Raw genomic sequence first — 22,245 nt, 5'->3', positions numbered from 1 at the left:
TATGATCGGAACATTGCAGCGCGGCGTCATCGCCGGGCTGAAGACGTCATGGGCGCTCGGCAAAATCATTTTTCCGGTGACGCTCGTTTTGGCGTTGTTGCAGCCGACGCCTTTATTTTCATGGCTGATCGACTTTGTCACTCCCTTGATGAAGTGGTTCGGCTTATCCGGCGATGCGGCCGTTCCGCTGGTGCTCGGCAATCTGCTCGGGCTGTACGCGGCGATCGGGGCGATGTTGACGATTGAGTTTACGGTGAAAGAAGTATTGATTTTGGCGATCATGCTTTCTTTTTCCCATAACTTGATCGTCGAGTCTTCCGTCGCCTCGCGCACGGGAATGAGCGTTTGGCTCATGCTCGCCGTGCGCATTGGCTTGGCCGTTGTATCCGGGTTGCTGATCGCTCATTTATGGGACGGGGGGCATGAGGCCGCCCAATACGGCTTTATAACACATGAGGCTGCACCGCCGGTCGGCTGGGGGGCGATCGCGTTGGCGGCGCTGAAAAAAGCGGCCACCGGCATCGTGCAGCTGGTCGCGATTGTCATTCCGCTAATGACGATCATTCAAGTATTGAAAGAACGCCACTGGATTGAGACGTTTTCGCGCTGGATGGCGCCGGTGACCAAGATGCTCGGCATGAGCGCGAACACGTCGCTCACGCTCGCGGCCGGCTTTGTGTTCGGCCTCGCTTATGGGGCGGGGGTGATGATTCAGGCGGCGAAAGAAGACGGCGTCTCGAAGCGCGATTTGACGTTGGCGTTTATTTTTCTCGTTTCTTGCCATGCCGTTGTCGAGGACACGCTCATTTTCGTTCCGCTTGGCATCCCGGTCTGGCCGTTGTTGGTCATTCGCCTCGTTACGGCTGTGCTGTTGACGATGGCGGTCGCATTCCTTTGGCGCCGTTTTGAACACCCGATGAGAAAGGAAGCCGCATCATGACGATTCGCACGATCTTATTTGACCTTGATGGAACGTTGATTGATACGAATGAGCTGATCATCCAGTCGTTTTTGCATACGCTGGAGAAGTACTACCCGGGCCGCTACGGGCGTGAGGACGTCTTGCCGTTCATCGGCCCGTCGCTGTACGAGACGTTCAGCTCGCTCGATCCGGAACGGGTCGAGGAGATGGTGAAGACGTACCGCACGTTCAACCACGCTCGCCATGACGAATTGATCCGCGAGTTTGACACCGTGTATGAGACGATCGAAACGCTGCACCGCCATGGATTTCGCCTTGGCGTCGTAACGACGAAAATGCATGACACGGCGCTCATGGGCTTGCGAAAAACGCGGCTTGAGCCGTTTTTCTCATGTGTCATCGGTCTTGATGACGTCCGCCGTCCCAAGCCGGATCCCGAACCGATTCATAAGGCGCTTGAGGCGCTTCAGTCGACACCGGATGAGGCGCTCATGGTCGGCGACAACTACCACGACATTTTGGCCGGCAAAAACGCCGGCGTCAAAACGGCCGGCGTTGCCTGGGCGATTAAAGGCCGCGGGTATTTGGAACAATATGAACCGGACTATATGTTGGAAAAAATGAGCGATTTGCTGGCCATTGTCGGCATCAACGAACGGAAGGAGGAAGCGTCCTCCCGGTGAGACGAACGACCAAATACCCCGTCTGCGGGGCGAACTCGCTCTGGCAATTGTACCGCACCGTCTCGTTTTGGAAAGTGCTGAAAAACGTGATCGTGATCCAAATCGGGCGCTACACGCCGTTTTTGCCGCTGAAAAACTGGCTGTATCGCACGTTTCTCGGCATGAAGATCGGCGAGCAAACGGCGCTTGCCTTTATGGTCATGCCGGATATTCTCTTCCCGGAAAAAATCCGCATCGGCCGCAACTGCGTCATTGGCTACAACACGACGATTCTCGCCCACGAATATTTAGTGGACGAATACCGCCTTGGCGACGTCGTGATCGGCGATGAGGTGATGATCGGCGCCAATTCGACCATTTTGCCTGGCGTCGTGATCGGCGACCGCGCCGTCGTCGCCGCCGGCACCGTCGTCCATCAAGACGTCCCGCCCGGGGCCATGGTCGTCGGCTGCCCGATGCGCATCGTCCGCACGAACGAACCGCCTTCCGAGTAACGGGGGCGGGTTTTCTTTGGTAATCAGGAGCAAATAGGGTCCTCCTTAGGCGACATAGAGCTGTGGTTTACATGAATGGAAATTCAAGATGAACCGTTTATAAGACGAAAATTCAGAGAAACACGTAAAAAGCCGTCCCGCAACGGGACGGCTTTTCCTTTTGGACCGTGCATGTGACGGTCAGTTGAAAAATATTTTTGGCCGCACTTGAGTTTAAGGCACTCAAAGGGCATTATTTATCGTATGCTTGTTTTCTAAATGTCATTCCAAGAAAATGATAAATCATGTTGAAAGAAGTGTCAAGAGTAATTTCCTGGATCTTTTTTAAGTTTAGTGTACATCCTACGGATTTTTTCGTCAATCAGATCCATTTGTTCGCTAGTTAATTTGAAAACATCGTCCTTTGCTTTTTTAGGTTTGAAAATGCGAATTTTACTTATAGGCCGCATTTGGTTTGGAATGGCCACTGCCCTCTTTTCATTTAGTCCCTCAATCGTACCTAGAAAGACTGAGTCTTTATGTACATCCTGTTCTGTTTCATTTTCGTCTAACGAAGATAAAGGAACCACGTTGACGACGGGATTGTTTTTTGAACTATCACGAATCACAACAGCATAGTGCATGCCGCCAAATTCAGCACCTACATTAAAACCAAAGTGTGCTAAAACGATTTCTGATCGCTTATAAGCCCGGAGATAAGAGGGGTCAAACGTTTCTTCCCAGACGAGATATTTGTTTTGTGTTCCAAGCCACTCGATAAATATTTTTCCCCGTTTTTCGTCCATATTTTCAATGATCTTTTGCAGTTCCATGAGCTGTTTATTCATTGCTCCTACTAAATCTTTATTCTCATGCAATTTTTTGAACATGGCCTCTCCTCTCTTTCCGCTATCATAGATGAACGAAATGTTGTCTGTTTAATGTTCAAATTTCTGGCGACCGCAGACATACTGTCTATGTCACATTCAGCTACATGATTTTTAAAGCTCCCATCCCATTTAGAAGGATTGTTCTTCAACAATTATAACAATGAGACATCGAATAGTTTATGAAAAAAGATAAAGAACACCGTCTGATGCGAAATCGACATGCCTGTCATGGATGAACTTCAGAATGTCCTCGTCATGCAGGAGGGAGGACATTTCGAAGTTGACGTGGTACGCTAACACGAGCCCCAGAATATGCGGTGACACGGCCAATCGGGACCAATTGACCTTCCGCTTGATGAACGATAATGGGCCAACAGGGCAAAGTCAAACAGGAATTTCCGGAATCAGTACCACGACTCGAAGGTTTGGGGATCTTACATAAAATGTAAGCGCCCCTTCATCATCATCCGGTGAAGATTGGCCTAGTAAAACGAGCAATCGTTGTTCTTACACTTGTATACCGCGTCGTGATCGGCGACCGCGCCGTCGTCGCCGCCGGCACCATCGTCCATCAAGACGTCCCGCCCGGGGCCATGGTCGCCGGCTGCCCGATGCGCATCGTCCGCACGAACGAACCGCCTTCCGAGTAACGGGGGCGGGTTTTTTGTTTGCGGAGAGAAAAAATGGCAAAATGAATGAACAAACCATTTTTATGAAGTAAGAGTTCTCTGTTCCACGACGAAGGTTCTCTTTCGTATCCGGAAGCATGACTTCTTGTCGCTTCTACATATTCAACGATTCGGCGTTCTTTTGTGCCTTGGAGATTTCGGGAGCAGCCGCATGCACGAGGCGGAGCGAAATGGACAGGCGTTTCTTCGTCTGGAAGAGTCCTTGTCCATTTTATTGCAGATGGCGCGTTTCCTCTTGACGCTATGGTCGCAAAGGAGTAAACTACTAATAACTTCACTTCTCTACCATATTAGCAAACTAAAGCATTTTGATAAAGGGCGTGGGGACATGGCAAAAAGGCTGTTCATGTTTGAGAAACCGTTAGGCATGCGCGATACGCTGCCGTTTTTATATGAAATGAAAAAGCAGGTGCGCTCGGTGATGGCGGAAGAAATCGAGCGCTGGGGCTATGAGTTTATCGAAACGCCGACGCTTGAGTATTATGAAACGGTCGGGGCGGCGTCGGCGATCGCCGATCATCGGCTGTTTAAGCTCTTGGACCAGCAAGGGCACACGCTCGTACTGCGGCCCGATATGACGGCGCCGATCGCCCGGGTGGCGGCGTCAAGGCTGTATGAGGACGGCAACCCGCTCCGGTTGGCGTACAACGCCAACGTGTTTCGCGCCCAGCAGCGCGAAGGCGGGCGGCCAGCGGAGTTTGAGCAGATCGGCGTCGAGCTGATCGGCGATGGCACGGTGGCGGCCGACGCTGAGGTGATCAGTCTGATGGCCGCACTGCTGAAGCGCGTAGGGCTTGGCCGCTTTTCGGTGGCCATCGGCCATATCGGTTATGTCAATGCGCTCTTTTTGGAGATTTTAGGGAATGAAGAGCGGGCGAGTGTGCTGCGCCGCTTCTTATATGAAAAAAATTATGTCGGCTATCGCGAGCATGTGAAGTCGTTGCCGCTTTCGTCGATTGATCAAAAGCGGCTGTTGGCTCTTCTTTCCTTGCGCGGCGGCCGCGAGGCGATCGAGGCGGCGAAAGCGCTGGCTTCGAGCGGGGAAGGGCAGCAAGCCGCCGATGAGGTGGCCGCGCTGTTTGCGGCGCTTGAGACGTATGGGGTGGCCGAGGCGGTGAAGCTCGATATGGCGTTGGTCAGCCATATGAGCTATTACACCGGCATTTTGTTTGAAGTGTACGCCGAGCAAGTGGGATTCCCGATCGGCAACGGCGGGCGGTATGATGAGTTGCTGGCGAAGTTTTCCCGGCCGGCGCCGGCGACGGGGTTTGGCCTGCGCGTCGATCGGCTGATCGAGGCGGTTGGCGAGACGGATGTGCGCGAGGAGATCGAGTGCATCGTGTTCAGCCAAGAGCGGTTGGCGGAGGCGGTCGAGCTCGCCGAGGCGAAGCGGGCGGAAGGGCGCCGCGTCGTCTTGCAGCATATCGCCGGCATTCGCGATATTGACGCCTACAGCCAGCGCTATCGGTCGATCGTCTATTTGCTTGGCCGAAGCGGGCGCGAGGGGCAATGAGCGTCACGACGTGGGAGAACGCGGACAACAGCCATTCAACCCGCTGGTTCGCACCTGCGGACGGGCGTGCCGCAATCTTTAAAGGGATGGCGGTTTGACGGAAGGGGCGTTAGCGAGAGCGTGGCGCTGACGCATGACGACAAGCAGGGAGGAAGACGGGATGCTGACGATTGCGATGCCGAAAGGACGCATTTTTGACGAGGCGGTCGAGCTGCTGCGCCGAGCGGATTATGCGCTGCCGCCGGAGTTTGCCGAATCGCGCAAGCTCGTCATTGATGTCACTGAGGAACAAATGCGCTTTATTTTGGCGAAACCGATGGATGTGGTGACGTATGTGGAGCACGGAGTGGCCGACCTAGGCATAGCGGGGAAAGACGTTTTAATGGAGGAAGAACGAAACGTCTATGAGCTGCTCGATTTGCGCATCAGCCGCTGCCATCTGGCCGTCGCCGGGCTGCCCGGCGTCAAGATGAATGAAATCGCCCCAAGGGTGGCGACGAAATATCCGAACATCGCGTCGACGTATTTTCGCGAACAAGGCGAGCAAGTGGAAATCATCCGCCTGAACGGATCGATTGAACTCGCTCCGCTCATAGGTCTAGCCGACCGGATTGTGGACATCGTTTCCACGGGGCGGACGTTGAAAGAAAACGGGCTTGTCGAGCTTGAACGAATCGCCGAGGTGACGTCGCGCCTGATTGCCAATCCGGCTAGCTACCGGTTAAACAGCGGGGAGATCGAGCGGCTGGTCGATCGGCTCGCGGCGGTCATTCCCGAGCGGTGAGGCAAACGGAACGGTGCATAGACGAGAGACGCAAAAGACGGGGAAAGCGTCCAAAAAGCCATCGGATGGAAAGGAGAAAAGCCATGAAAATCGAACGAATCCAAGGCGGCGTCTCGCTAAGGCGGACGATTGAAAGCGGAACGGAGGAGCAGCGCCGAGCCGTGCTCGATATCATCGCCGCGGTGCGCGCCCGGGGCGATGCGGCGCTGAAAGAATATACGGAACGGTTTGACGGCGTCAAGCTGGATTCGCTGCGGGTGACGGAAGCGGAAATGGAGCGCGCGCATGCGTCCATGAGCGCAGAGACGCTGGAGATCATTCGCGAAGCGGCGGCCCACATTCGCGCCTATCACGAGCGGCAAAAGCGCCAATCATGGTGGATGACGAACGAAGACGGCACGATTCTCGGGCAAAAGGTGACGCCGCTTGACGCCGTCGGGCTGTATGTGCCGGGCGGGACGGCCGCCTATCCGTCGTCCGTGCTGATGAACGTCATTCCTGCGCAAGTGGCGGGAGTGAAGCGGATTGTCATCACCTCGCCGCCAAACAAAAACGGCACGCTGCCGGCTGGGGTGCTGGCGGCGGCGTATGAACTTGGGGTGGCGGAAATTTACAAAGTCGGCGGCGCGCAGGCGATCGCGGCGCTGGCGTATGGAACGGAAACGATTCGGCCGGTCGATAAAATTTTCGGACCGGGCAACATTTATGTGGCGTTGGCGAAACGGGAAGTGTTCGGGCATGTGGCGATCGACATGATCGCCGGGCCGAGCGAAATTGTTGTGCTCGCGGATGAGACGGCCCGCCCGGATGAGATTGCGGCGGATTTGTTGTCACAGGCCGAGCATGACGTGCGGGCGTCAGCCATTTTAGTAACGCCTTCAATGAAACTTGCCTTGGCGGTGGCGAGCGAGGTGGAACGGCAGCTTGAGACGCTGCCGCGCCGCGAGATCGCCCAAGCGGCGCTGGAAACCTACGGGGCCATTTATGTGACCGAGACGCTTGATGAGGCCGTTGAGGCGGTCAATGAGCTGGCGCCCGAGCATTTGGAAGTGATGACGGCGGAGCCAATGGCGCTGTTAGGGAAGCTTCGCCATGCCGGGGCGATGTTTTTCGGCCGCTTCAGCTCTGAGCCGGTCGGCGACTATTTCGCCGGGCCGAACCACGTGCTGCCAACCAACGGCACGGCGAGATTCTCAAGCGGCTTGAGCGTCGATGAGTTTGTGAAAAAATCAAGCGTGATCGTTTACAGTGAAGCCGCCTTGAAACAACATGGCGACAAAATCGCCGCGTTTGCCCGCCTCGAGGGGCTGGAGGCGCACGCGCGCGCGGTTGAGATGCGGCTGAAACGAGAAAGAGGGGAACGATAATGGCGAGAGAGGCGACGATTGCAAGAACGACGAAGGAGACAAGCATTCAGCTAGCGTTTTCGCTAGACGGTGAAGGGAAGACGGAGCTCGAGACCGGCGTGCCGTTTTTGACCCATATGCTTGATTTGTTTGCGAAACACGGCCAGTTTGACTTGTTTGTTGACGCGAAAGGCGATACGCATATTGACGATCACCATACGACCGAAGATATCGGCATTTGCCTCGGACAGGCGATCAAAGAAGCGCTCGGCGACAAAAAAGGAATCAAGCGGTACGGCCACGCGTTTGTGCCGATGGACGATGCGCTGGCACAAGTCGTGATCGACTTGAGCAACCGCCCGCATTTGGAATTTCGCGGCGAATTTCCGGCGGCGAAAGTCGGCACGTTCGATGTCGAGCTTGTGCATGAGTTTTTATGGAAGCTGGCGCTAGAGGCGCGGATGAACTTGCATGTCATCGTTCATTACGGGCGCAATACCCACCATATGATCGAAGCGGTGTTTAAAGCGCTCGGGCGGGCGCTCGATGAAGCGACGATGGTCGACCCGCGCGTCAAAGGCGTCCCGTCGACGAAAGGGATGCTCTAACCGATCGAAGGCGGCGCTCCCTGTGGGAAAAGTTTCGCGGCCGCAGGGAAGGCGTCCGGGTCGAGGGTGGCGCCCCCGTGGGGAAAGGTTTCGCGAGCGCAGGGAAGGTGTTCCAAGTCGAGGGCGGCGCTTCCTGTGGCAAAAGCTTCGCGGGCGCGGGGAAGGCGTCCGGATCGAGGGGGCGCTCCCCGTGGGGAAAGGTTTCGCGAGCGCAGGGAAGGTGTTCCAAGTCGAGGGCGGCGCTTCCTGTGGCAAAAGCTTCGCGAGCGCAGGGAAGGCGGCCGAATCGAGGGCGGCGCTTCCTATGGGAAAAGCTCCGCGGGTGCAGGGAAGGCGACCGGATGCCAAGGAGAGGTTTGCGCATGAAGGGAGCGCTGTAAAAAAGCATGCCGTCATACCGTTGTTCATTGAACAAAGGGATGGGCATGGATCAGCGAAGAAAGGAATGGGATGACGATGATCGGGATCATCGACTATGGCATGGGCAACTTATACAGCGTCAGCAAAGCGCTCGAGCGGCTCGGCTGTCCGTATATCGTGAGCGGTGACAACGAGGAGCTGGCACGGGCAGACGGGCTCATTTTGCCCGGCGTCGGCTCGTTCCGCGATGCGATGCACATTTTAAACGAAACAGGTTTAGCTGCTTTTATCCGTTCAGCGGCTGAAAACGGTACGCCGTTGCTCGGCATTTGTTTAGGGATGCAGCTGTTGTTTGACGAAAGCGAGGAAAACGGGCCGACCGAAGGGCTCGGGCTGCTTCGCGGCCGCGTCGTCCGCTTTCCGGGCGTGACGAAAGCCGGCGAGCCGTACAAAGTGCCGCACATGGGCTGGAATCAGCTTCGCTTTCATCGTCCGTCGCCGCTTCTTGACGGTGTCGAGGAAGGGCATGTGTATTTTGTCCATTCGTATTACGTCGTCCCGGGCGACGAAGAGGTCGTGCTCGCCAGCAGCGAATACGATGTCGACGTCCCGGCGGTCGTTGGGCGCGGCCACGTGTTTGGCACACAGTTTCACCCAGAAAAAAGCGGCGCGGTCGGCATGCACATCTTACGCAACTATGTCGGCATCGCCACAGGAAGGGAGAATGGCTGATGGCATCGTTTACGATTTATCCGGCGATCGATATGCGCGGCGGTAAATGCGTCCGCCTGCTGCAAGGCGATTACAGCAAAGAAACGGTGTACGGCGATTCGCCGGTCGCGATGGCCGAACAGTTCGCCGCCCAAGGGGCGGAGTGGATTCATATGGTCGATTTAGATGGGGCGAAAGAAGGGCGGCGCGTCAACGACCGGTTTGTCATTGAAGCGGCCCGCCGATTTCCAGTGAACGTCCAAGTCGGCGGCGGCATTCGCACCGAGGATGATGTCGCCTACTATTTGGAGCGCGGCGTCGCCCGTGTCATTTTAGGAAGCGCGGCCATTGCCGACCCGCCGTTTGTGAAAGAGATGTTGAAAAAATACGGCCGCCGGATCGCCATCGGCATCGACGCCCGCGACGGTTTCGTGGCGACGGACGGCTGGGTGCAAACATCGAACGTGAAAGCGGAAGAGCTCGGAAGGATGCTTGCCGAGGCGGGGGCGGAGACGTTTATTTTCACCGATATTGCGACCGACGGCACACTGTCGGGGCCCAACATCGCTGCGGCGGTCCGGCTGGCGGAGGCGACGGGAAAAGAAGTGATTGCCTCCGGCGGCGTGCGCTCGCTCGACGATTTGCGCGCGCTTCGCGAATACGCCGGTCAAGGCATCGGCGGGGCGATCGTCGGCAAGGCGCTGTACACCAATCAATTTACGCTCGCGGAAGCGCTGAAGGCGGTGAACGAGCGGTGATTACGAAGCGCATCATCCCGTGCTTGGACGTAAAAGACGGCCGCGTTGTCAAAGGGGTGCAGTTTGTCCAGCTGCGCGATGCCGGCGACCCGGTCGAGCTGGCGAAGGCGTACGATGAGCAAGGGGCGGACGAGCTCGTGTTTTTGGACATTTCCGCCTCGCACGAAGGGCGGAAAACGATGGTCGATGTCGTCGAGCGCGTCGCTGCTCAGCTTGCCATTCCGTTTACGGTCGGCGGCGGCATTCATTCGCTTGACGATATGAAACGCATGTTGCGCGCCGGGGCGGACAAAGTGTCGCTCAATACGGCCGCGGTGCTTCGTCCCGCTTTGATCACCGAAGGGGCGGACTTTTTCGGCTCGCAATGCATCGTCGTTGCGATTGATGCGAAATACGATGACACGCTTCAGTCATGGCGCGTCTATACGCACGGCGGCCGCAACGCAACAGAATGGGAAGTCGTCGCTTGGGCGAACGAAGCGGTGCGCCTTGGCGCTGGGGAGATTTTGCTGACGAGCATGGATGCCGACGGCGGGAAAAACGGCTTTGACCTCGAGTTGACGCGGCGGGTGAGCGAAGCGGTCCCGGTTCCGGTCATCGCCTCGGGCGGCGCCGGCAAGGCCGAGCATTTTTGGGAAGCGTTCGAAAAAGGAAAAGCAGACGCGGCGCTGGCGGCGTCGATTTTCCATTACAAAGAGACATCGGTCGGTCAAGTGAAGGCGTACTTGAAAGAAAGAGGAGTGAACGTGCGATGACAGCCGACATTCGCTTTGACGACAACGGGCTGGTGCCCGCCATCGTTCAAGACGCGCAAAGCAAAGAGGTGCTCATGCTCGCCTATATGAACAAAGAGTCGCTCGAAAAAACGCTCGCGACGGGGGAAACGTGGTTTTACAGCCGCTCGCGCCAAGCGCTGTGGCATAAAGGGGCGACGTCGGGAAACGTGCAGCGGGTGGTCGACATCCGCTACGACTGCGACGCCGACACACTCCTCGTGTTGGTGGAGCCGGCGGGTCCGGCGTGCCACACGGGGACGTATTCGTGCTTTTCCCGCACGCTTGACGGCGCAGCGCGCACGCCGGCGGCCGACCGGTTCGCGATTTTGCATGAGCTGGAACAAATCATCGCCCAGCGCGACGCCGAACGGCCGGAAGGAGCGTATACGACGTATTTGTTTGAAAAAGGCGTCGATAAAATTTTGAAAAAGGTCGGCGAAGAAGCGGCCGAAGTGATCATCGCGGCGAAAAACCGAAGCCACGAGGAGCTGAAATGGGAAGCGGCCGATTTGTTGTACCATTTGCTTGTGCTGTTGCGCGAGCAAAAACTGCCGCTTGACGCGGTGCTGGAGACGCTTGCTGAGCGGCATGCGCAAAAAACAAGCAAAGAGACGAAAAAGGCATAGGCGAGCGGCCAAGCCGGCCTAAAAATCGCGCTTGTTTCTGTTGCGCGGACTGTCAAGAAGCAGGCGATGAATCCGGAAGTTTCTTGCTTATTTTCGCTGTTCATATGGTATACTGTTGTTCGATGAAGTTTGCGAACAACGGAGGATAGAATGGGAAAACGACTGAAGCAACCATCAAGAAAATCGACGATTGTGCCGTTCATTCAGAGCGGGGAGTATTTTTTTAAAAAAGGCATGAAAGCGTACGATCGAGGCGATTTATACAAAGCCAAAAAATATTTGGAGCGTGCCGTCCGTCTTGATGGACGGGACGCTTCGTTCGTTCTGCAGCTCGCTCTTGTCCTGTCGGAACTCGGCGAATACCAAAGTTCCAATCAATGGTTGTTTGCCATCATCCATGATTTGGATGAAACGATGTACGACTGTTTTTACTTTTTGGCCAACAATTTCGCCTGTCTTGGCTTGTTCCAAGAGGCGCGGCAATATGCCGAACACTATTTGACGCATGAACCGGACGGCGAGTTTGCCGACGATGCCGCTGACTTGCTTGAGCTGGTCAAGTTTGACGTTCAAGAGATGACAGAGGAGCAGGAGCAGGTCATGGCTTGGCAGGAGCGGGCCCGCTATTTGCTGGAGCAAGGCGAATTTGCGGAGGCGATCGAGACGCTGAAGGCGATCATCGCCTGCCGCCCGGAATTTTGGCCGGCGCACAACAATTTGGCGCTCGCCTATTTTTACAGCGGCGATGTGGAGCGGGCGCAGCGCCAATTGGAGGAAGTGTTGGCGCACGATCCCGGCAATTTGCATGCACTTTGCAACGCGCTTGTGTTTGCCCATTATCTGCGCGATGAGCAGCAGACGGCAGCGCTCGGCGACACGTTGGCCGGTTTGTATCCGCTTTTTCGCGAACATCAATACAAGCTGGGCGCCACCATGGCATTAGTCGGGCGTTTCGATGTGGCGTTTCGTTGGCTGCACCGCTTGTACAAATGCGGATTTGAGGCCGATGGGCCGTTTTACTATTGGCTGGCTTACGCGGCCTATCATACTGGCCATGAGCCGCTCGCCCGCCAAGTGTGGGAGCGTTTTGCCGCGCTGCATCCGGAAAAGCGTGGGGAAGGGCCTTGGATGGAGCGCACGTTTGGCGACGAGACGCTTGTGCGCATCGTTCGCTGGCTTGAGACAGAAGAATTGGCCGATCAGTTGTACGGGCTGTATTTGTTCAGCCGTTCGCCGCAGGCAGGAAAAGCGGAACTGGCGTTGGCGATCAGTCGCTTGCTTCCATCGGACCCGCGGTTGCGCCCGTTTGCCGACTATTTTCTATTTGGCCGCGCTGACGGTCCCGCCATGCGGGCGGTGAACATCGGTCGCATGATTGATGCGCTTTCGGCGCATAATGAGGAAAAAGAAGCGATCGGTCGCTTCGCCTTTGCGATGGCTATCCGCTTGTCGGCGCAAGATGAACCGTTTGCGAACGGCGCAGCGTGGGCGGCGGCGTTGGAATACCTTTGGCGCCGTCAGCGAGGCGAGCGCGTGACGCAAAAAGGAATGGCCGCCAAATACCGTCTTTCGGTGGCTACAGTGCAAAAATACGTGCGAAAAGCGCGCCGTTTTGATCCATAAACGGCGATGGCCGTCAAACAGGCTTTCGCTAATGCAGCGGTCGTTCGAAGCCCTTTCAAAGAGCGAGGGCGGGCGAGGAAACGTTCCATGGGCAGCGGTCGCCCTCTGTTTGAGGATGAACATCACCGCGTGCCGGCGAGGGATTTTGACGAAAACGTTCCACGGGCAACATTTTGCCTTCCACCTGAGGAGGAACTCCGCCGCTCGCCGACGGGATTTGCGCGGAAAACGCCTCGGTATGAGCAAATCAATAGACGTTGGCCGCCGACTCGGATACGATGGAAATGAAGCGACTTTCGAGCGAAGGAGTGGACGTTGTGGCAGATGAAAAGATTTACGATGTCATCATTGCCGGAGCCGGGCCGGCTGGGCTAACGGCGGCTGTGTATACATCGCGCGCCAACTTGTCGACGCTCATGATTGAGCGCGGCGTTCCGGGGGGACAGATGGTCAACACCGAGGAAGTCGAGAACTATCCCGGATTTGAGACGATTCTCGGCCCCGAATTGGCGACGAAAATGTTTGAACACGCCAAAAAATTTGGTGCCGAATACGCTTACGGTGATGTCAAGGAGATCATCGACGGCGAATCGTACAAAACGGTGGTCGTCGGTGACAAACAGTATAAAGCGCGCGCGGTCATTATCGCCACCGGCGCCGAATACAAAAAGCTCGGCGTGCCGGGGGAAGCGGAGCTTGGCGGCCGCGGCGTTTCCTACTGTGCGGTGTGCGACGGGGCATTTTTCAAAGGAAAAGACTTGGTCGTCGTTGGCGGCGGCGATTCAGCGGTCGAGGAAGGCGTCTATTTGACGCGCTTTGCTAGGAAAGTGACGATCGTTCACCGCCGCGACAAGCTGCGGGCGCAAAAAATTTTGCAAGATCGGGCGTTCGCCAATGAGAAAATCGATTTTATCTGGAATCATACGGTCAAACAAATCAACGAAAAGGACGGCAAAGTCGGCAGCGTGACGCTCGTGCATACGGAGACAGGGGAAGAACGCGAATTCCCGTGCGACGGCGTCTTTATTTACATCGGGATGGTGCCGCTCTCGAAGCCGTTTGCCCATCTTGGCATCACAAACGAAAACGGCTATATTGTCACGAACGAAAAAATGGAAACGAAAGTGCCGGGCATTTTTGCCGCTGGCGATGTGCGCGAAAAAACGCTCCGGCAAATCGTGACGGCGACCGGCGACGGCAGCATCGCCGCGCAAAGCGCCCAACATTACGTGGAAGAGTTGAAAGAACAACAGAAGGCGCAACAAGTCCAATAACCGGTCATGAAATCGCAACAAAACCGTAATGGGGATTTAACCCAGCTGTAACACGAATGCAACACAGTTGTCGTATGCTATAAGTAAGTAATTGACCCCCTTTTATATAGATTCTTGCTGTTGGCGCGGGCGTCTGTCCGCGCCTCTTTTTTGTACGCCCGCCTTGTTGACGAAGTGCCGAGAAGGCCGGTGAAAAACGGTTGCTTCTCTTGAGCAATGGGGGAGCGTGTGAAAGGCGATGCCGATGCGACAGAGCTTTTTCTATTGGAGAAACGAGGTTAGCCGCCCGCTCGTTGCTGTTTCCCGGCGGCTTTCGTTTCCAACCATTTCGCGATTGGAGACGCTTAACTATTTATGGTAAAATGAAAATAGCAACGACTAGACAAAGGGTTGGCTCATAGTTGAGGTGAACGAATTGCAACGGGTGACGAACTGCATATTGTATCAAGACGGTCGCGTATTGCTTTTGCAAAAGCCGAAGCGCGGCTGGTGGGCCGCTCCGGGCGGCAAAATGGAGCCGGGCGAGACGGTGCGTGAAGCGTGCATTCGCGAATACCGGGAAGAGACGGGCATCTACTTGAAACAGCCTCGTCTGAAAGGGGTATTTACGATCGTGATAAAAAACGGAAGCGAGACGGTGTCAGAGTGGATGATGTTTACCTTTTTTGCCGATGAGTTCATCGGGGAAAACGTCGCCTCATCCGAAGAAGGAACGCTCGCTTGGCATGAACTCGAAGCGCTCCCGTCGCTTCCGATGGCTCCGGGCGATTATCATATTGTCGAGTATGCGGTCAAAGGCGATGGGATATTGTATGGAACGTTCGTCTATACGGAAGATTTTGAGTTGCTTTCCTATCGGCTTGACCCGAGCTGACGGAGAGGAGGTGCGGAGATGGGACAAAACGGGGGAGCGCCGCCGATTCAGCTCGTCATTATCACCGGCATGTCCGGGGCGGGGAAAACGGTGGCCATTCAAAGCTTTGAAGACCTCGGTTTTTTTTGCGTCGACAATTTGCCGCCGACGCTATTGCCAAAGTTTTTGGAGCTTGTGAAGGAATCGGGGAACAAAATGAACAAAGTCGCGCTTGTGATGGACTTGCGCAGCCGCGATTTTTTCGACCATTTGTTTGCGGCGCTCGATGAGCTGTCTGAACAAGCGGCGATTGTTCCGCAAATTTTGTTTTTGGATGCGCAAGATTCGACGCTGGTCGCGCGCTATAAAGAAACGCGGCGGACCCATCCGCTCGCGCCGAACGAGCCCCCGCTCGAGGGGATTCGCTTGGAACGGAGGCTGCTGGAGGAAATTAAAGGGCGGGCGCAAATCATTTACGATACGACCGGGCTCAAGCCGCGCGAGCTGCGGGAGAAAATCATCCGCCAGTTTTCAACGCACGCGCAGTCCGGATTTACGGTCAACGTCATGTCGTTCGGCTTTAAGTACGGCCTCCCGATTGACGCCGATCTGGTGTTTGATGTGCGCTTTTTGCCGAACCCGCATTACATTGAACATATGCGGCCGAAGACCGGGCTCGATGATGAAGTGTCGTCCTATGTGCTGAAATGGGGAGAAACGCAAAAATTTTTGGAAAAATTGATTGATCTATTGGCGTTCATGCTGCCGTATTACCAGCGCGAAGGAAAAAGCCAGCTGGTGATCGCCATCGGTTGCACCGGCGGGCAGCATCGCTCGGTCGCGTTGGCGGAATATATCGCCCGCCATTTTTCGGCTGACTACAAAACGGTGGTCTCACACCGGGACATCGAGAGGAGAAAGGAAACGAACCGATGAGAGACAAACGAGCAGCGAAATTGGTCGTCATCGGCGGCGGAACGGGGCTTCCCGTGTTGTTGCGGGGGCTCAAGCAATATTCGCTCGATTTGACCGCGATTGTCACCGTTGCCGATGACGGGGGAAGCTCCGGCCGGCTGCGTGATGAGCTGCGCGTCCCGCCGCCGGGGGACGTGCGCAATGTGTTGGCGGCGCTGTCTGACGTCGAACCGCTCATTGTCGAGCTGTTTCAGCATCGTTTCCAAAACGGCAACGGCTTATCCGGCCATTCGCTCGGCAATTTAATCTTGGCGGCGCTCACTTCGATCACCGGCGACTTTATGAAGGCGATTCGCGAGATGAGCAAAGTGCTCAATGTGCGCGGCCAAGTGTTGCCGGCGGCCAACAAAAGCGTCGTGCTGCACGCCGAGATGGAAGATGGATCCATCGTCTCCGGGGAGTCAAAAATTCCGGATGCGGGAAAAAAAATCAAGAGGGTGTTTTTGACCCCACAAGATATTGAACCGCTGCCGGAAACCGTTGAGGCGATTCGGAGCGCCGATTTGATTGTCATCGGCCCGGGGAGCTTGTACACGAGCATTTTGCCGAATTTGCTCGTGCCGAAAATCGGGCAGGAAGTGTGCAAAGCCAAGGCGAAAAAAGTATATATATGCAACATTATGACCCAGGCCGGCGAGACGCCGCACTATACGGTGAGCGACCATGTGGAGGCGCTTCACGCTCATCTTGGCGGCCCGTTTTTGGACGCGGTGATCGTCAATAACGGGGCGATTCCCGAAGCGATCCGCCGCCGCTACGAAGCGGAGCGGGCTGAGCCGGTGCGCGACGACAGCAGCGGGCTTTCATTGCAAGTCATCCGCGAGGACATCGTTGCGTATGAAGATGGAGTGATCCGCCATAATACGGCGAAAGTCGCCGCCCTTCTTCTCGGGCTTCTTCCCCGCCATTAGGCCGCGGGGGAAGAAGTTCACCGCCTGTCAGGCGCTGCTTCCAATGGACGCGCCGAAGATGGCACCTCCAACCGGCCGATGCGGGGAACGAATGGAGGTGGAGTACCGTGTCTTTCGCATCCGAAACGAAAAAGGAACTGACCCATTTAGAATTGAAGCCTTGCTGCTTGCGGGCGGAGCTGTCGGCTTTGCTGCGCATGAACGGTTCTTTGTCGTTTTCCGGCGGGCGGATGACCGTTGACGTTCAGACCGAAAACGCGGCGATCGCCCGGCGTATTTATACGTTGCTGAAAAAAGGGTATGAGGCCGCCGTTGAATTGTTGGTGCGCAAAAAAATGCGGCTGAAAAAAAACAACGTGTATATCGTCCGCATCACTGATGGTGCAGCCTCTTTGCTTCGCGAGCTCCACATCATCGACAGCGGCTTTTCGCTCATCCGTGATATTTCCCCAGAGCTCGTCAAGAAGAAATGCTGCAAACGTTCCTATTTGCGCGGAGCGTTTTTGGCCGGCGGTTCAGTGAACAATCCCGAGACGTCGTCGTATCATTTGGAGATTTTTTCCTTATACGAAGAGCATAATCACTCTCTATGTGAATTAATGAACAGATACTTCTTCTTAAACGCCAAAACGTTGGAACGAAAAAAGGGGTTTATTACGTATTTAAAAGAGGCGGAGAAAATCGCCGAGTTTCTCAACATCATCGGCGCCCATCAGGCGCTGCTCCGCTTTGAAGACATCCGCATCGTCCGCGACATGCGCAACTCGGTCAACCGGCTTGTCAACTGCGAAACGGCCAACTTAAACAAAACGATCGGCGCTGCGCTCCGGCAAGTTGAAAACATCCGGTACATCGATGAGACGATCGGGCTCGATTCACTGCCGGAAAAGCTGCGGGAAATCGCCAAACTGCGCATCGAACATCAAGACGTGACCTTGAAGGAGCTTGGCGAGATGGTGACGGGCGGAAAAATCAGCAAATCCGGCATCAACCACCGGCTGCGCAAAATCGATGAAATCGCGGAGCGGCTGCGGGCGGGGAAGCCGATCGATTTCCATAAATCGCTGTGAAGGGGAGATGGAGAATGGTCGAGAAACAAGTCGAAGTGAAATTAAAAACCGGGCTGCAGGCGCGCCCGGCAGCGCTGTTCGTCCAAGAAGCGAACCGTTTTTCCGCCGACGTGTTTTTAGAGAAGGACGGAAAACGGGTCAACGCGAAAAGCATCATGGGGCTGATGAGCCTAGCGGTCGGCCATGGCGCGGTCATTACGCTCATTGCCGACGGCCCGGATGAGCAAGAGGCGGTCGAAAAATTGGCGGCTTATGTGCAAAAAGAGAAGTAAAAGAGGCGCCGCGCTCCGGCTCGTTGGCCGGCCTCGCCCGATCAAGGGAAGCGCTGACAAGACGAAAGGGTGTCCCAACACATTGCGGGACACCCTTTTGATGCGAAACCGGCATTATTTTTCATCAGCGCGCGTCAACACGCGATCGATAATGCCGTATTCCTGCGCTTTTTGCGCCGTCATGAAGTTGTCGCGGTCGGTATCGCGCTCGATTACTTCGAGCGGTTGGCCGGTGTTTTCCGATAAAATGCGGTTCAATTTGTCGCGCAGGAACAAAATGCGCTTCGCCGCGATCTCGATTTCCGTCGCCTGCCCTTGAGCGCCGCCGAGCGGCTGATGAATCATGACTTCGCTGTTCGGCAGAGCGAATCGTTTCCCTTTTGCGCCAGCGGCCAGCAAAAACGCCCCCATAGAAGCGGCCATGCCGATGCAAATCGTCGACACATCCGGCTTGATGAACTGCATCGTGTCGTAAATGGCTAAGCCGGCTGTGATCGAGCCGCCCGGGCTATTGATGTACAAGGAAATGTCTTTGTCCGGGTCTTCCGCGGCCAAAAACAACAGCTGCGAGACGATCGAGTTGGCCACTTGATCGTCGATCGGGCTGCCGAGGAAAATAATGCGGTCTTTCAACAGCCGCGAGTAAATGTCATACGCCCGCTCCCCGCGGTTGGTTTGCTCAATAACGGTAGGGATTAAATACATGCCAAACGCCTCCTTTTCCTAGTCAACCAATCGATATGTACGTTTTCATCATACATGAATGGTCAATGAAGGTCAAACAAAACGCCTTCTCCTTCACCATACATATTCGCGAACAGCGGTCGTCATCCCTCTTTTCATCATAACCGCTTTTTTCTTTTTTTAATCGCCGCATATGCCATGCGCGATGGCGCGCCTTCGTGCCAGAGGATTGAGCCGCGCAACAAACGAAGGGCTAGCGCACGTTTCCAATGATTCCTTTTTTTTATTTCATTTTTTCCTCTTGCATTTTTTACGAATCATGCTATAATGGAACATGCAACGGAACGGAAAAACAAATTCGACAACGTGCCCTCGTAGTGTAGTGGATAGCACGAGAGATTCCGGTTCTCTTAGCGTGGGTTCGAATCCTGCCGAGGGCGTTCCAACGATCCGACAAGTTCGGATTGAGATTCCCAAATCCCTTGATGCGACCGCGTTTGCGGTCGTTTTTCATTTTTTGGGAATCCCGAAAAAAACGATAGAATCCGAAGGCAAGTACAACTTTTGATGAGAGCCTTTTTTCAACGTGTGTACTGCGCGGAAGGACCGTCAAAAAATTCTCCTACCTCCTTTCCTTCCCGTCGTGTACAATAAAAGAAAAGGGGGCGTGACGATGAGGGCGGAGTTAAGGCAGGAGCAGCGGCTGCAGTTGGCGCTGACGAAGGAACTTGTGCAGGCGATTGAACTGCTTCAGTATTCCGCGACGGATTTGGAAGCGTTTTTATATGAGCGGTCGCTGGAAAACCCGTTTTTGGAAATTCGCCGCAGCCGGGGGCGGCAGCGGGGCCATCGGGCGGAACGGGACCAAAAACAGTGGCTGGAGAACATCGGGGCCCGACAGGAGACACTCGTCGGCCATTTGCTTTCACAGTTGCCTTCGCTCAAGCTGGCCGATCGGGATGAGCGCATCGTTCGTTGTCTCATCGCTTCGCTTGATGAGGACGGCTATTTGCGTGTCCCGCTCGTTGAGCTGGCGGCGCAATTTTCTGCGTCAGAACAAGAGATGGAGCGGGGGCTGCGCCTCGTTCAGTCGCTCGACCCGCCGGGAGTCGGGGCCCGTGATTTGGCCGAGTGCCTTCGTTTGCAGCTCGAACGCCTTCCGGAGCGCGACGAGCTGGCGGAAACGATCGTCCGCTGCCATTTTGTCCCCTTTGCCGAAAAGTCGTGGAAAACGTTGGCCAAGCAGCTTGGCGTCGGTCTCGGCGAACTGCAGCGCGTCTTTGAGCTTATCCGCTCGCTCGAGCCGCGGCCGGGCATTCACTATTCGAGCGACAAACCGCCTTTGGTGGTGCCGGATGTGATCGTCGCTAGGGGGGCGGATGGAGACTGGGTGGTCGCCTACAATGACGACATCCATCCGGAGCTCGGGTGGAACCGGGAGTACGAGCAGCGCATTGCCGCCTCCGGCGACCGGCAGGCCGAACAGTTTATCAAAGAAAAATATCGGCAGTTTGCGTGGCTCGCGAAAAGTCTGGAACAGCGCAAGCAGACGCTGCTTCAGCTAATGGCGGTCATCGTGGAACGGCAGCGCCCGTGCTTCGAATTCGGGCTGTCTGCGCTCAAACCGATGACAATGCGCGAGGTGGCTGAGGAACTGGGGGTGCATGAATCGACGGTGAGCCGCGCGGTGCGCCATAAATATGCGCAAACGCCGTTCGGCACGGTCGAGCTGCGCCGCTTTTTTTCGAGCGCCGCTACCGCCGAGGCGACAGATGAGGCCGCTTCGTCGACCCAAGTGAAAGCGATCATCCAAGAGCTGATCGCCGCCGAAGACCCGCAAGCACCGCTTTCCGACCAGCAGCTCGCCGATTTGCTTCACGAACGGCACGGCATCGCCATCTCGCGGCGAACGGTGGCGAAGTACCGCGAGCAGCTGCGCATTCCGTCCTCGACGAAGCGGAAACAATACACGAACTTGTAAATCATGCATAAGATGGAAGAAGGGAAGAGGCTCATGCACATTCGTTTGTATACGAAAACCAACTGCCCGCTTTGTGAAAAAGCCAAAGCGGTGTTGATGGAGCTGCAGGCGGACATGGCCTTTACGATCGAAGAAATCGATATTTATCAAGATGATGCGCTGCTCGAAAAATACCAGCTGATGATTCCCGTCGTGGAACTCAGTGGCGAGACAATCGCCTATGGAATGATTGAAAAAGAAACGGTGAGAAAGCGGTTGCGGGCGGCGCAAAACAGTTGAACGCCCCGCCGCCTCCTGTTATAATGGACATGGCGCGGGAGGAATTTTTTATGAAGTGGTGGGACATAATATGTCACACCGGGACAGATAACGTCCCTGTGTCAAACCGAGGAGAAAGAGCCGATGCGATCGTTATTAGAGGCGCAAAAAAAATTATTGCCTGATTTGCTTGAAATTATGCAAAAACGGTACGAGATTCTGCATTCGATTTCCCTTATGGCGCCGATCGGGCGGCGGGCGCTGGCCGCGAGCCTCGGGATGAGCGAGCGGGTGCTCCGGTCGGAAACGGAGTTTTTAAAAGGACAAAACTTGCTTTCGGCCGATGTGTCGGGGATGCGGTTGACGGAGGAAGGCCGCGAGCTCCTGCAAACGCTCAATGATTTTATGCGGGAGGCGCTCGGGCTCAAAGAGCTGGAGATGGCGCTGCAGCAGCGGCTGAATATTGCCCGTGTCGTCGTGGTGGCGGGGGATAGCGACCGTTCTCCTTGGGTAAAAAAAGAAATGGGAAGAGCGTGCGTCGCCTGCATGAAAGAACAGCTCCGGTCCGGAGATATTGTCGCCGTGGCTGGCGGGACAACGATGGCCGCGGTCGCGGAGATGATGACGCCGGATGCGAAGCTGCATGACGTGCTGTTCGTGCCGGCGCGCGGCGGGCTTGGCGAAGACGTGGAGAATCAAGCCAACACCATTTGCGCCAAAATGGCGGAAAAAGCCACTGGCCGTTACCGCCTTCTTCATGTCCCTGACCAGCTGAGCGATGAAGCGTACGCCTCGCTCATCGAAGAGCCGGCAGTGAAAGAAGTGTTGGAGCTCATCCAATCGTGCCGCATGGTCGTCCACGGCATCGGTGAAGCGTTGACGATGGCCAAGCGGCGGAACACACCGCCTGCCGAGATGGAAACCATTATCGATCGCCATGCGGTCGCCGAAGCGTTTGGTTATTATTTCAACGAACGCGGCGACGTCGTGCATAAAGTGAAAACGGTCGGCATTCAACTGGAACATCTCCCGCATGTCGAGCATGTCATTGCCGTCGCCGGAGGGGCGTCGAAAGCCAAAGCCATTCGCGCCTACATGAAACAAGCCCCGCGTTCGCTCCTAGTGACGGACGAAGGAGCCGCAAAAGCGTTAGTAGGGGAGACTTCTCCCTTGCCGATATTTTAAATCTCAAGGAGGAGAACGAC

Annotated in this window: 23 protein-coding genes, 1 tRNA gene and 1 pseudogene; 23 read left to right on the top strand and 2 right to left on the bottom strand. The window is 55.6% G+C overall.

Annotated elements, in window-relative coordinates:
- The first annotated feature begins 1 nt into the window (after nucleotide 1).
- Genes ACTVIM_RS15275 through ACTVIM_RS15265 form a run of 3 tightly spaced genes read left to right on the top strand, consistent with a single transcriptional unit; the run spans nucleotide 2 to nucleotide 2,099 of the window.
- On the top strand, nucleotides 2-940 hold the full coding sequence (locus tag ACTVIM_RS15275; RefSeq protein ID WP_445613073.1) for a nucleoside recognition domain-containing protein: 939 nt from the start codon (nucleotides 2-4) through the stop codon (nucleotides 938-940).
- On the top strand, nucleotides 937-1,605 hold the full coding sequence (gene ppaX / locus ACTVIM_RS15270) for a pyrophosphatase PpaX (protein ID WP_445613072.1): 669 nt from the start codon (nucleotides 937-939) through the stop codon (nucleotides 1,603-1,605). Before ACTVIM_RS15275 ends, ppaX begins: the two co-directional genes overlap by 4 nt.
- On the top strand, nucleotides 1,602-2,099 hold the full coding sequence (locus tag ACTVIM_RS15265) for an acyltransferase (protein ID WP_445613071.1): 498 nt from the start codon (nucleotides 1,602-1,604) through the stop codon (nucleotides 2,097-2,099). The genes ppaX and ACTVIM_RS15265 overlap by 4 nt, the downstream gene beginning before the upstream one ends.
- Before the next feature lie 299 nt (nucleotides 2,100-2,398).
- Here ACTVIM_RS15265 and ACTVIM_RS15260 read toward each other — a convergent pair whose 3' ends face one another.
- On the bottom strand, nucleotides 2,399-2,968 hold the full coding sequence (locus ACTVIM_RS15260; RefSeq protein ID WP_144976331.1) for a type II toxin-antitoxin system PemK/MazF family toxin: 570 nt from the start codon (nucleotides 2,966-2,968) through the stop codon (nucleotides 2,399-2,401).
- 509 nt (nucleotides 2,969-3,477) lie between these two features.
- Between ACTVIM_RS15260 and ACTVIM_RS15255 the strand changes: the two are divergent.
- The 16 genes and pseudogenes from ACTVIM_RS15255 to ACTVIM_RS15180 form a co-directional block, all read left to right on the top strand.
- A pseudogene (locus tag ACTVIM_RS15255) lies at nucleotides 3,478-3,618 on the top strand (acyltransferase); the annotation flags it as partial.
- Nucleotides 3,619-3,985: 367 nt separating this feature from the next.
- Nucleotides 3,986-5,170, top strand: a complete 1,185-nt coding sequence (locus ACTVIM_RS15250; protein ID WP_445613070.1) for an ATP phosphoribosyltransferase regulatory subunit — start codon at nucleotides 3,986-3,988, stop codon at nucleotides 5,168-5,170.
- 160 nt (nucleotides 5,171-5,330) lie between these two features.
- Nucleotides 5,331-5,954 (top strand): ATP phosphoribosyltransferase, encoded by a 624-nt coding sequence (gene hisG / locus ACTVIM_RS15245; RefSeq protein WP_033021543.1) that lies wholly within the window; start codon nucleotides 5,331-5,333, stop codon nucleotides 5,952-5,954.
- Between the two features lie 83 nt (nucleotides 5,955-6,037).
- Nucleotides 6,038-7,321, top strand: coding sequence for a histidinol dehydrogenase (gene hisD, locus ACTVIM_RS15240; RefSeq protein ID WP_445613069.1), 1,284 nt, complete (start codon nucleotides 6,038-6,040; stop codon nucleotides 7,319-7,321).
- On the top strand, nucleotides 7,321-7,908 hold the full coding sequence (gene hisB, locus ACTVIM_RS15235) for an imidazoleglycerol-phosphate dehydratase HisB (protein WP_445613068.1): 588 nt from the start codon (nucleotides 7,321-7,323) through the stop codon (nucleotides 7,906-7,908). The genes hisD and hisB overlap by 1 nt, the downstream gene beginning before the upstream one ends.
- Before the next feature lie 450 nt (nucleotides 7,909-8,358).
- Nucleotides 8,359-9,000, top strand: coding sequence for an imidazole glycerol phosphate synthase subunit HisH (gene hisH / locus ACTVIM_RS15230; RefSeq protein ID WP_445613067.1), 642 nt, complete (start codon nucleotides 8,359-8,361; stop codon nucleotides 8,998-9,000).
- Nucleotides 9,000-9,737 (top strand): 1-(5-phosphoribosyl)-5-[(5-phosphoribosylamino)methylideneamino]imidazole-4-carboxamide isomerase, encoded by a 738-nt coding sequence (hisA, locus tag ACTVIM_RS15225; protein WP_445613066.1) that lies wholly within the window; start codon nucleotides 9,000-9,002, stop codon nucleotides 9,735-9,737. Before hisH ends, hisA begins: the two co-directional genes overlap by 1 nt.
- On the top strand, nucleotides 9,734-10,492 hold the full coding sequence (hisF, locus tag ACTVIM_RS15220; protein WP_445613065.1) for an imidazole glycerol phosphate synthase subunit HisF: 759 nt from the start codon (nucleotides 9,734-9,736) through the stop codon (nucleotides 10,490-10,492). The genes hisA and hisF overlap by 4 nt, the downstream gene beginning before the upstream one ends.
- Entirely contained in the window at nucleotides 10,489-11,139 is a 651-nt protein-coding gene (gene hisIE, locus ACTVIM_RS15215) for a bifunctional phosphoribosyl-AMP cyclohydrolase/phosphoribosyl-ATP diphosphatase HisIE (RefSeq protein ID WP_445613064.1), read from the top strand. Before hisF ends, hisIE begins: the two co-directional genes overlap by 4 nt.
- A gap of 150 nt (nucleotides 11,140-11,289) precedes the next feature.
- On the top strand, nucleotides 11,290-12,762 hold the full coding sequence (locus ACTVIM_RS15210; protein ID WP_033021517.1) for a tetratricopeptide repeat protein: 1,473 nt from the start codon (nucleotides 11,290-11,292) through the stop codon (nucleotides 12,760-12,762).
- Between the two features lie 317 nt (nucleotides 12,763-13,079).
- The gene (trxB, locus tag ACTVIM_RS15205; RefSeq protein ID WP_033021515.1) at nucleotides 13,080-14,036 is read left to right on the top strand and encodes a thioredoxin-disulfide reductase; all 957 of its coding nucleotides are present in this window, start codon (nucleotides 13,080-13,082) and stop codon (nucleotides 14,034-14,036) included.
- A gap of 415 nt (nucleotides 14,037-14,451) precedes the next feature.
- Nucleotides 14,452-14,910: an NUDIX hydrolase gene (locus tag ACTVIM_RS15200; RefSeq protein ID WP_033021541.1), complete on the top strand. Its 459-nt coding sequence runs from the start codon at nucleotides 14,452-14,454 to the stop codon at nucleotides 14,908-14,910.
- Between the two features lie 18 nt (nucleotides 14,911-14,928).
- Nucleotides 14,929-15,825 (top strand): RNase adapter RapZ, encoded by an 897-nt coding sequence (gene rapZ / locus ACTVIM_RS15195; protein WP_033021514.1) that lies wholly within the window; start codon nucleotides 14,929-14,931, stop codon nucleotides 15,823-15,825.
- Nucleotides 15,822-16,775 carry a gluconeogenesis factor YvcK family protein gene (locus tag ACTVIM_RS15190; protein WP_144976312.1) on the top strand — a complete coding sequence of 318 codons (954 nt, stop codon included), beginning with the start codon at nucleotides 15,822-15,824 and terminating at the stop codon, nucleotides 16,773-16,775. Before rapZ ends, ACTVIM_RS15190 begins: the two co-directional genes overlap by 4 nt.
- Before the next feature lie 107 nt (nucleotides 16,776-16,882).
- The gene (whiA, locus tag ACTVIM_RS15185) at nucleotides 16,883-17,845 is read left to right on the top strand and encodes a DNA-binding protein WhiA (RefSeq protein WP_033021509.1); all 963 of its coding nucleotides are present in this window, start codon (nucleotides 16,883-16,885) and stop codon (nucleotides 17,843-17,845) included.
- A 14-nt stretch (nucleotides 17,846-17,859) separates the two neighbouring features.
- Nucleotides 17,860-18,117: an HPr family phosphocarrier protein gene (locus ACTVIM_RS15180; RefSeq protein WP_033021507.1), complete on the top strand. Its 258-nt coding sequence runs from the start codon at nucleotides 17,860-17,862 to the stop codon at nucleotides 18,115-18,117.
- A gap of 114 nt (nucleotides 18,118-18,231) precedes the next feature.
- Here the strand turns inward: ACTVIM_RS15180 and clpP are convergent, their stop codons facing one another.
- On the bottom strand, nucleotides 18,232-18,822 hold the full coding sequence (gene clpP / locus ACTVIM_RS15175; RefSeq protein WP_033021504.1) for an ATP-dependent Clp endopeptidase proteolytic subunit ClpP: 591 nt from the start codon (nucleotides 18,820-18,822) through the stop codon (nucleotides 18,232-18,234).
- 347 nt (nucleotides 18,823-19,169) lie between these two features.
- Between clpP and ACTVIM_RS15170 the strand changes: the two genes are divergently transcribed.
- The 4 genes from ACTVIM_RS15170 to ACTVIM_RS15155 all read left to right on the top strand — a co-directional run bounded on the left by ACTVIM_RS15170 (nucleotide 19,170) and on the right by ACTVIM_RS15155 (nucleotide 22,225).
- Nucleotides 19,170-19,241, top strand: a tRNA-Arg gene (locus ACTVIM_RS15170).
- A 233-nt stretch (nucleotides 19,242-19,474) separates the two neighbouring features.
- The gene (gene rpoN, locus ACTVIM_RS15165; RefSeq protein WP_445613063.1) at nucleotides 19,475-20,782 is read left to right on the top strand and encodes an RNA polymerase factor sigma-54; all 1,308 of its coding nucleotides are present in this window, start codon (nucleotides 19,475-19,477) and stop codon (nucleotides 20,780-20,782) included.
- A gap of 33 nt (nucleotides 20,783-20,815) precedes the next feature.
- Nucleotides 20,816-21,061 carry a glutaredoxin family protein gene (locus ACTVIM_RS15160; protein ID WP_061912385.1) on the top strand — a complete coding sequence of 82 codons (246 nt, stop codon included), beginning with the start codon at nucleotides 20,816-20,818 and terminating at the stop codon, nucleotides 21,059-21,061.
- Nucleotides 21,062-21,184: 123 nt separating this feature from the next.
- Nucleotides 21,185-22,225 carry a sugar-binding transcriptional regulator gene (locus ACTVIM_RS15155; RefSeq protein WP_445613062.1) on the top strand — a complete coding sequence of 347 codons (1,041 nt, stop codon included), beginning with the start codon at nucleotides 21,185-21,187 and terminating at the stop codon, nucleotides 22,223-22,225.
- Nucleotides 22,226-22,245 lie beyond the last annotated feature (20 nt).

It is taken from the genome of Geobacillus sp. YF-1, from assembly GCF_052692335.1.
This window is presented reverse-complemented; position numbering and strand designations above follow the sequence as displayed.

Excerpts from the sequence above, each read along its gene's own strand:
- ACTVIM_RS15275 (WP_445613073.1), top strand. The coding sequence starts at position 2 with ATGATCGGAACATTGCAGCGCGGCGTCATCGCCGGGCTGAAGACGTCA.
- ppaX (WP_445613072.1), top strand. The coding sequence starts at position 937 with ATGACGATTCGCACGATCTTATTTGACCTTGATGGAACGTTGATTGAT.
- ACTVIM_RS15260 (WP_144976331.1), bottom strand. The coding sequence starts at position 2,968 with ATGTTCAAAAAATTGCATGAGAATAAAGATTTAGTAGGAGCAATGAAT.
- ACTVIM_RS15250 (WP_445613070.1), top strand. The coding sequence starts at position 3,986 with ATGGCAAAAAGGCTGTTCATGTTTGAGAAACCGTTAGGCATGCGCGAT.
- hisG (WP_033021543.1), top strand. The coding sequence starts at position 5,331 with ATGCTGACGATTGCGATGCCGAAAGGACGCATTTTTGACGAGGCGGTC.
- hisD (WP_445613069.1), top strand. The coding sequence starts at position 6,038 with ATGAAAATCGAACGAATCCAAGGCGGCGTCTCGCTAAGGCGGACGATT.
- hisB (WP_445613068.1), top strand. The coding sequence starts at position 7,321 with ATGGCGAGAGAGGCGACGATTGCAAGAACGACGAAGGAGACAAGCATT.
- hisH (WP_445613067.1), top strand. The coding sequence starts at position 8,359 with ATGACGATGATCGGGATCATCGACTATGGCATGGGCAACTTATACAGC.
- hisA (WP_445613066.1), top strand. The coding sequence starts at position 9,000 with ATGGCATCGTTTACGATTTATCCGGCGATCGATATGCGCGGCGGTAAA.
- hisIE (WP_445613064.1), top strand. The coding sequence starts at position 10,489 with ATGACAGCCGACATTCGCTTTGACGACAACGGGCTGGTGCCCGCCATC.
- ACTVIM_RS15210 (WP_033021517.1), top strand. The coding sequence starts at position 11,290 with ATGGGAAAACGACTGAAGCAACCATCAAGAAAATCGACGATTGTGCCG.
- rapZ (WP_033021514.1), top strand. The coding sequence starts at position 14,929 with ATGGGACAAAACGGGGGAGCGCCGCCGATTCAGCTCGTCATTATCACC.
- ACTVIM_RS15190 (WP_144976312.1), top strand. The coding sequence starts at position 15,822 with ATGAGAGACAAACGAGCAGCGAAATTGGTCGTCATCGGCGGCGGAACG.
- ACTVIM_RS15180 (WP_033021507.1), top strand. The coding sequence starts at position 17,860 with ATGGTCGAGAAACAAGTCGAAGTGAAATTAAAAACCGGGCTGCAGGCG.
- clpP (WP_033021504.1), bottom strand. The coding sequence starts at position 18,822 with ATGTATTTAATCCCTACCGTTATTGAGCAAACCAACCGCGGGGAGCGG.
- rpoN (WP_445613063.1), top strand. The coding sequence starts at position 19,475 with ATGAGGGCGGAGTTAAGGCAGGAGCAGCGGCTGCAGTTGGCGCTGACG.
- ACTVIM_RS15160 (WP_061912385.1), top strand. The coding sequence starts at position 20,816 with ATGCACATTCGTTTGTATACGAAAACCAACTGCCCGCTTTGTGAAAAA.
- ACTVIM_RS15155 (WP_445613062.1), top strand. The coding sequence starts at position 21,185 with ATGCGATCGTTATTAGAGGCGCAAAAAAAATTATTGCCTGATTTGCTT.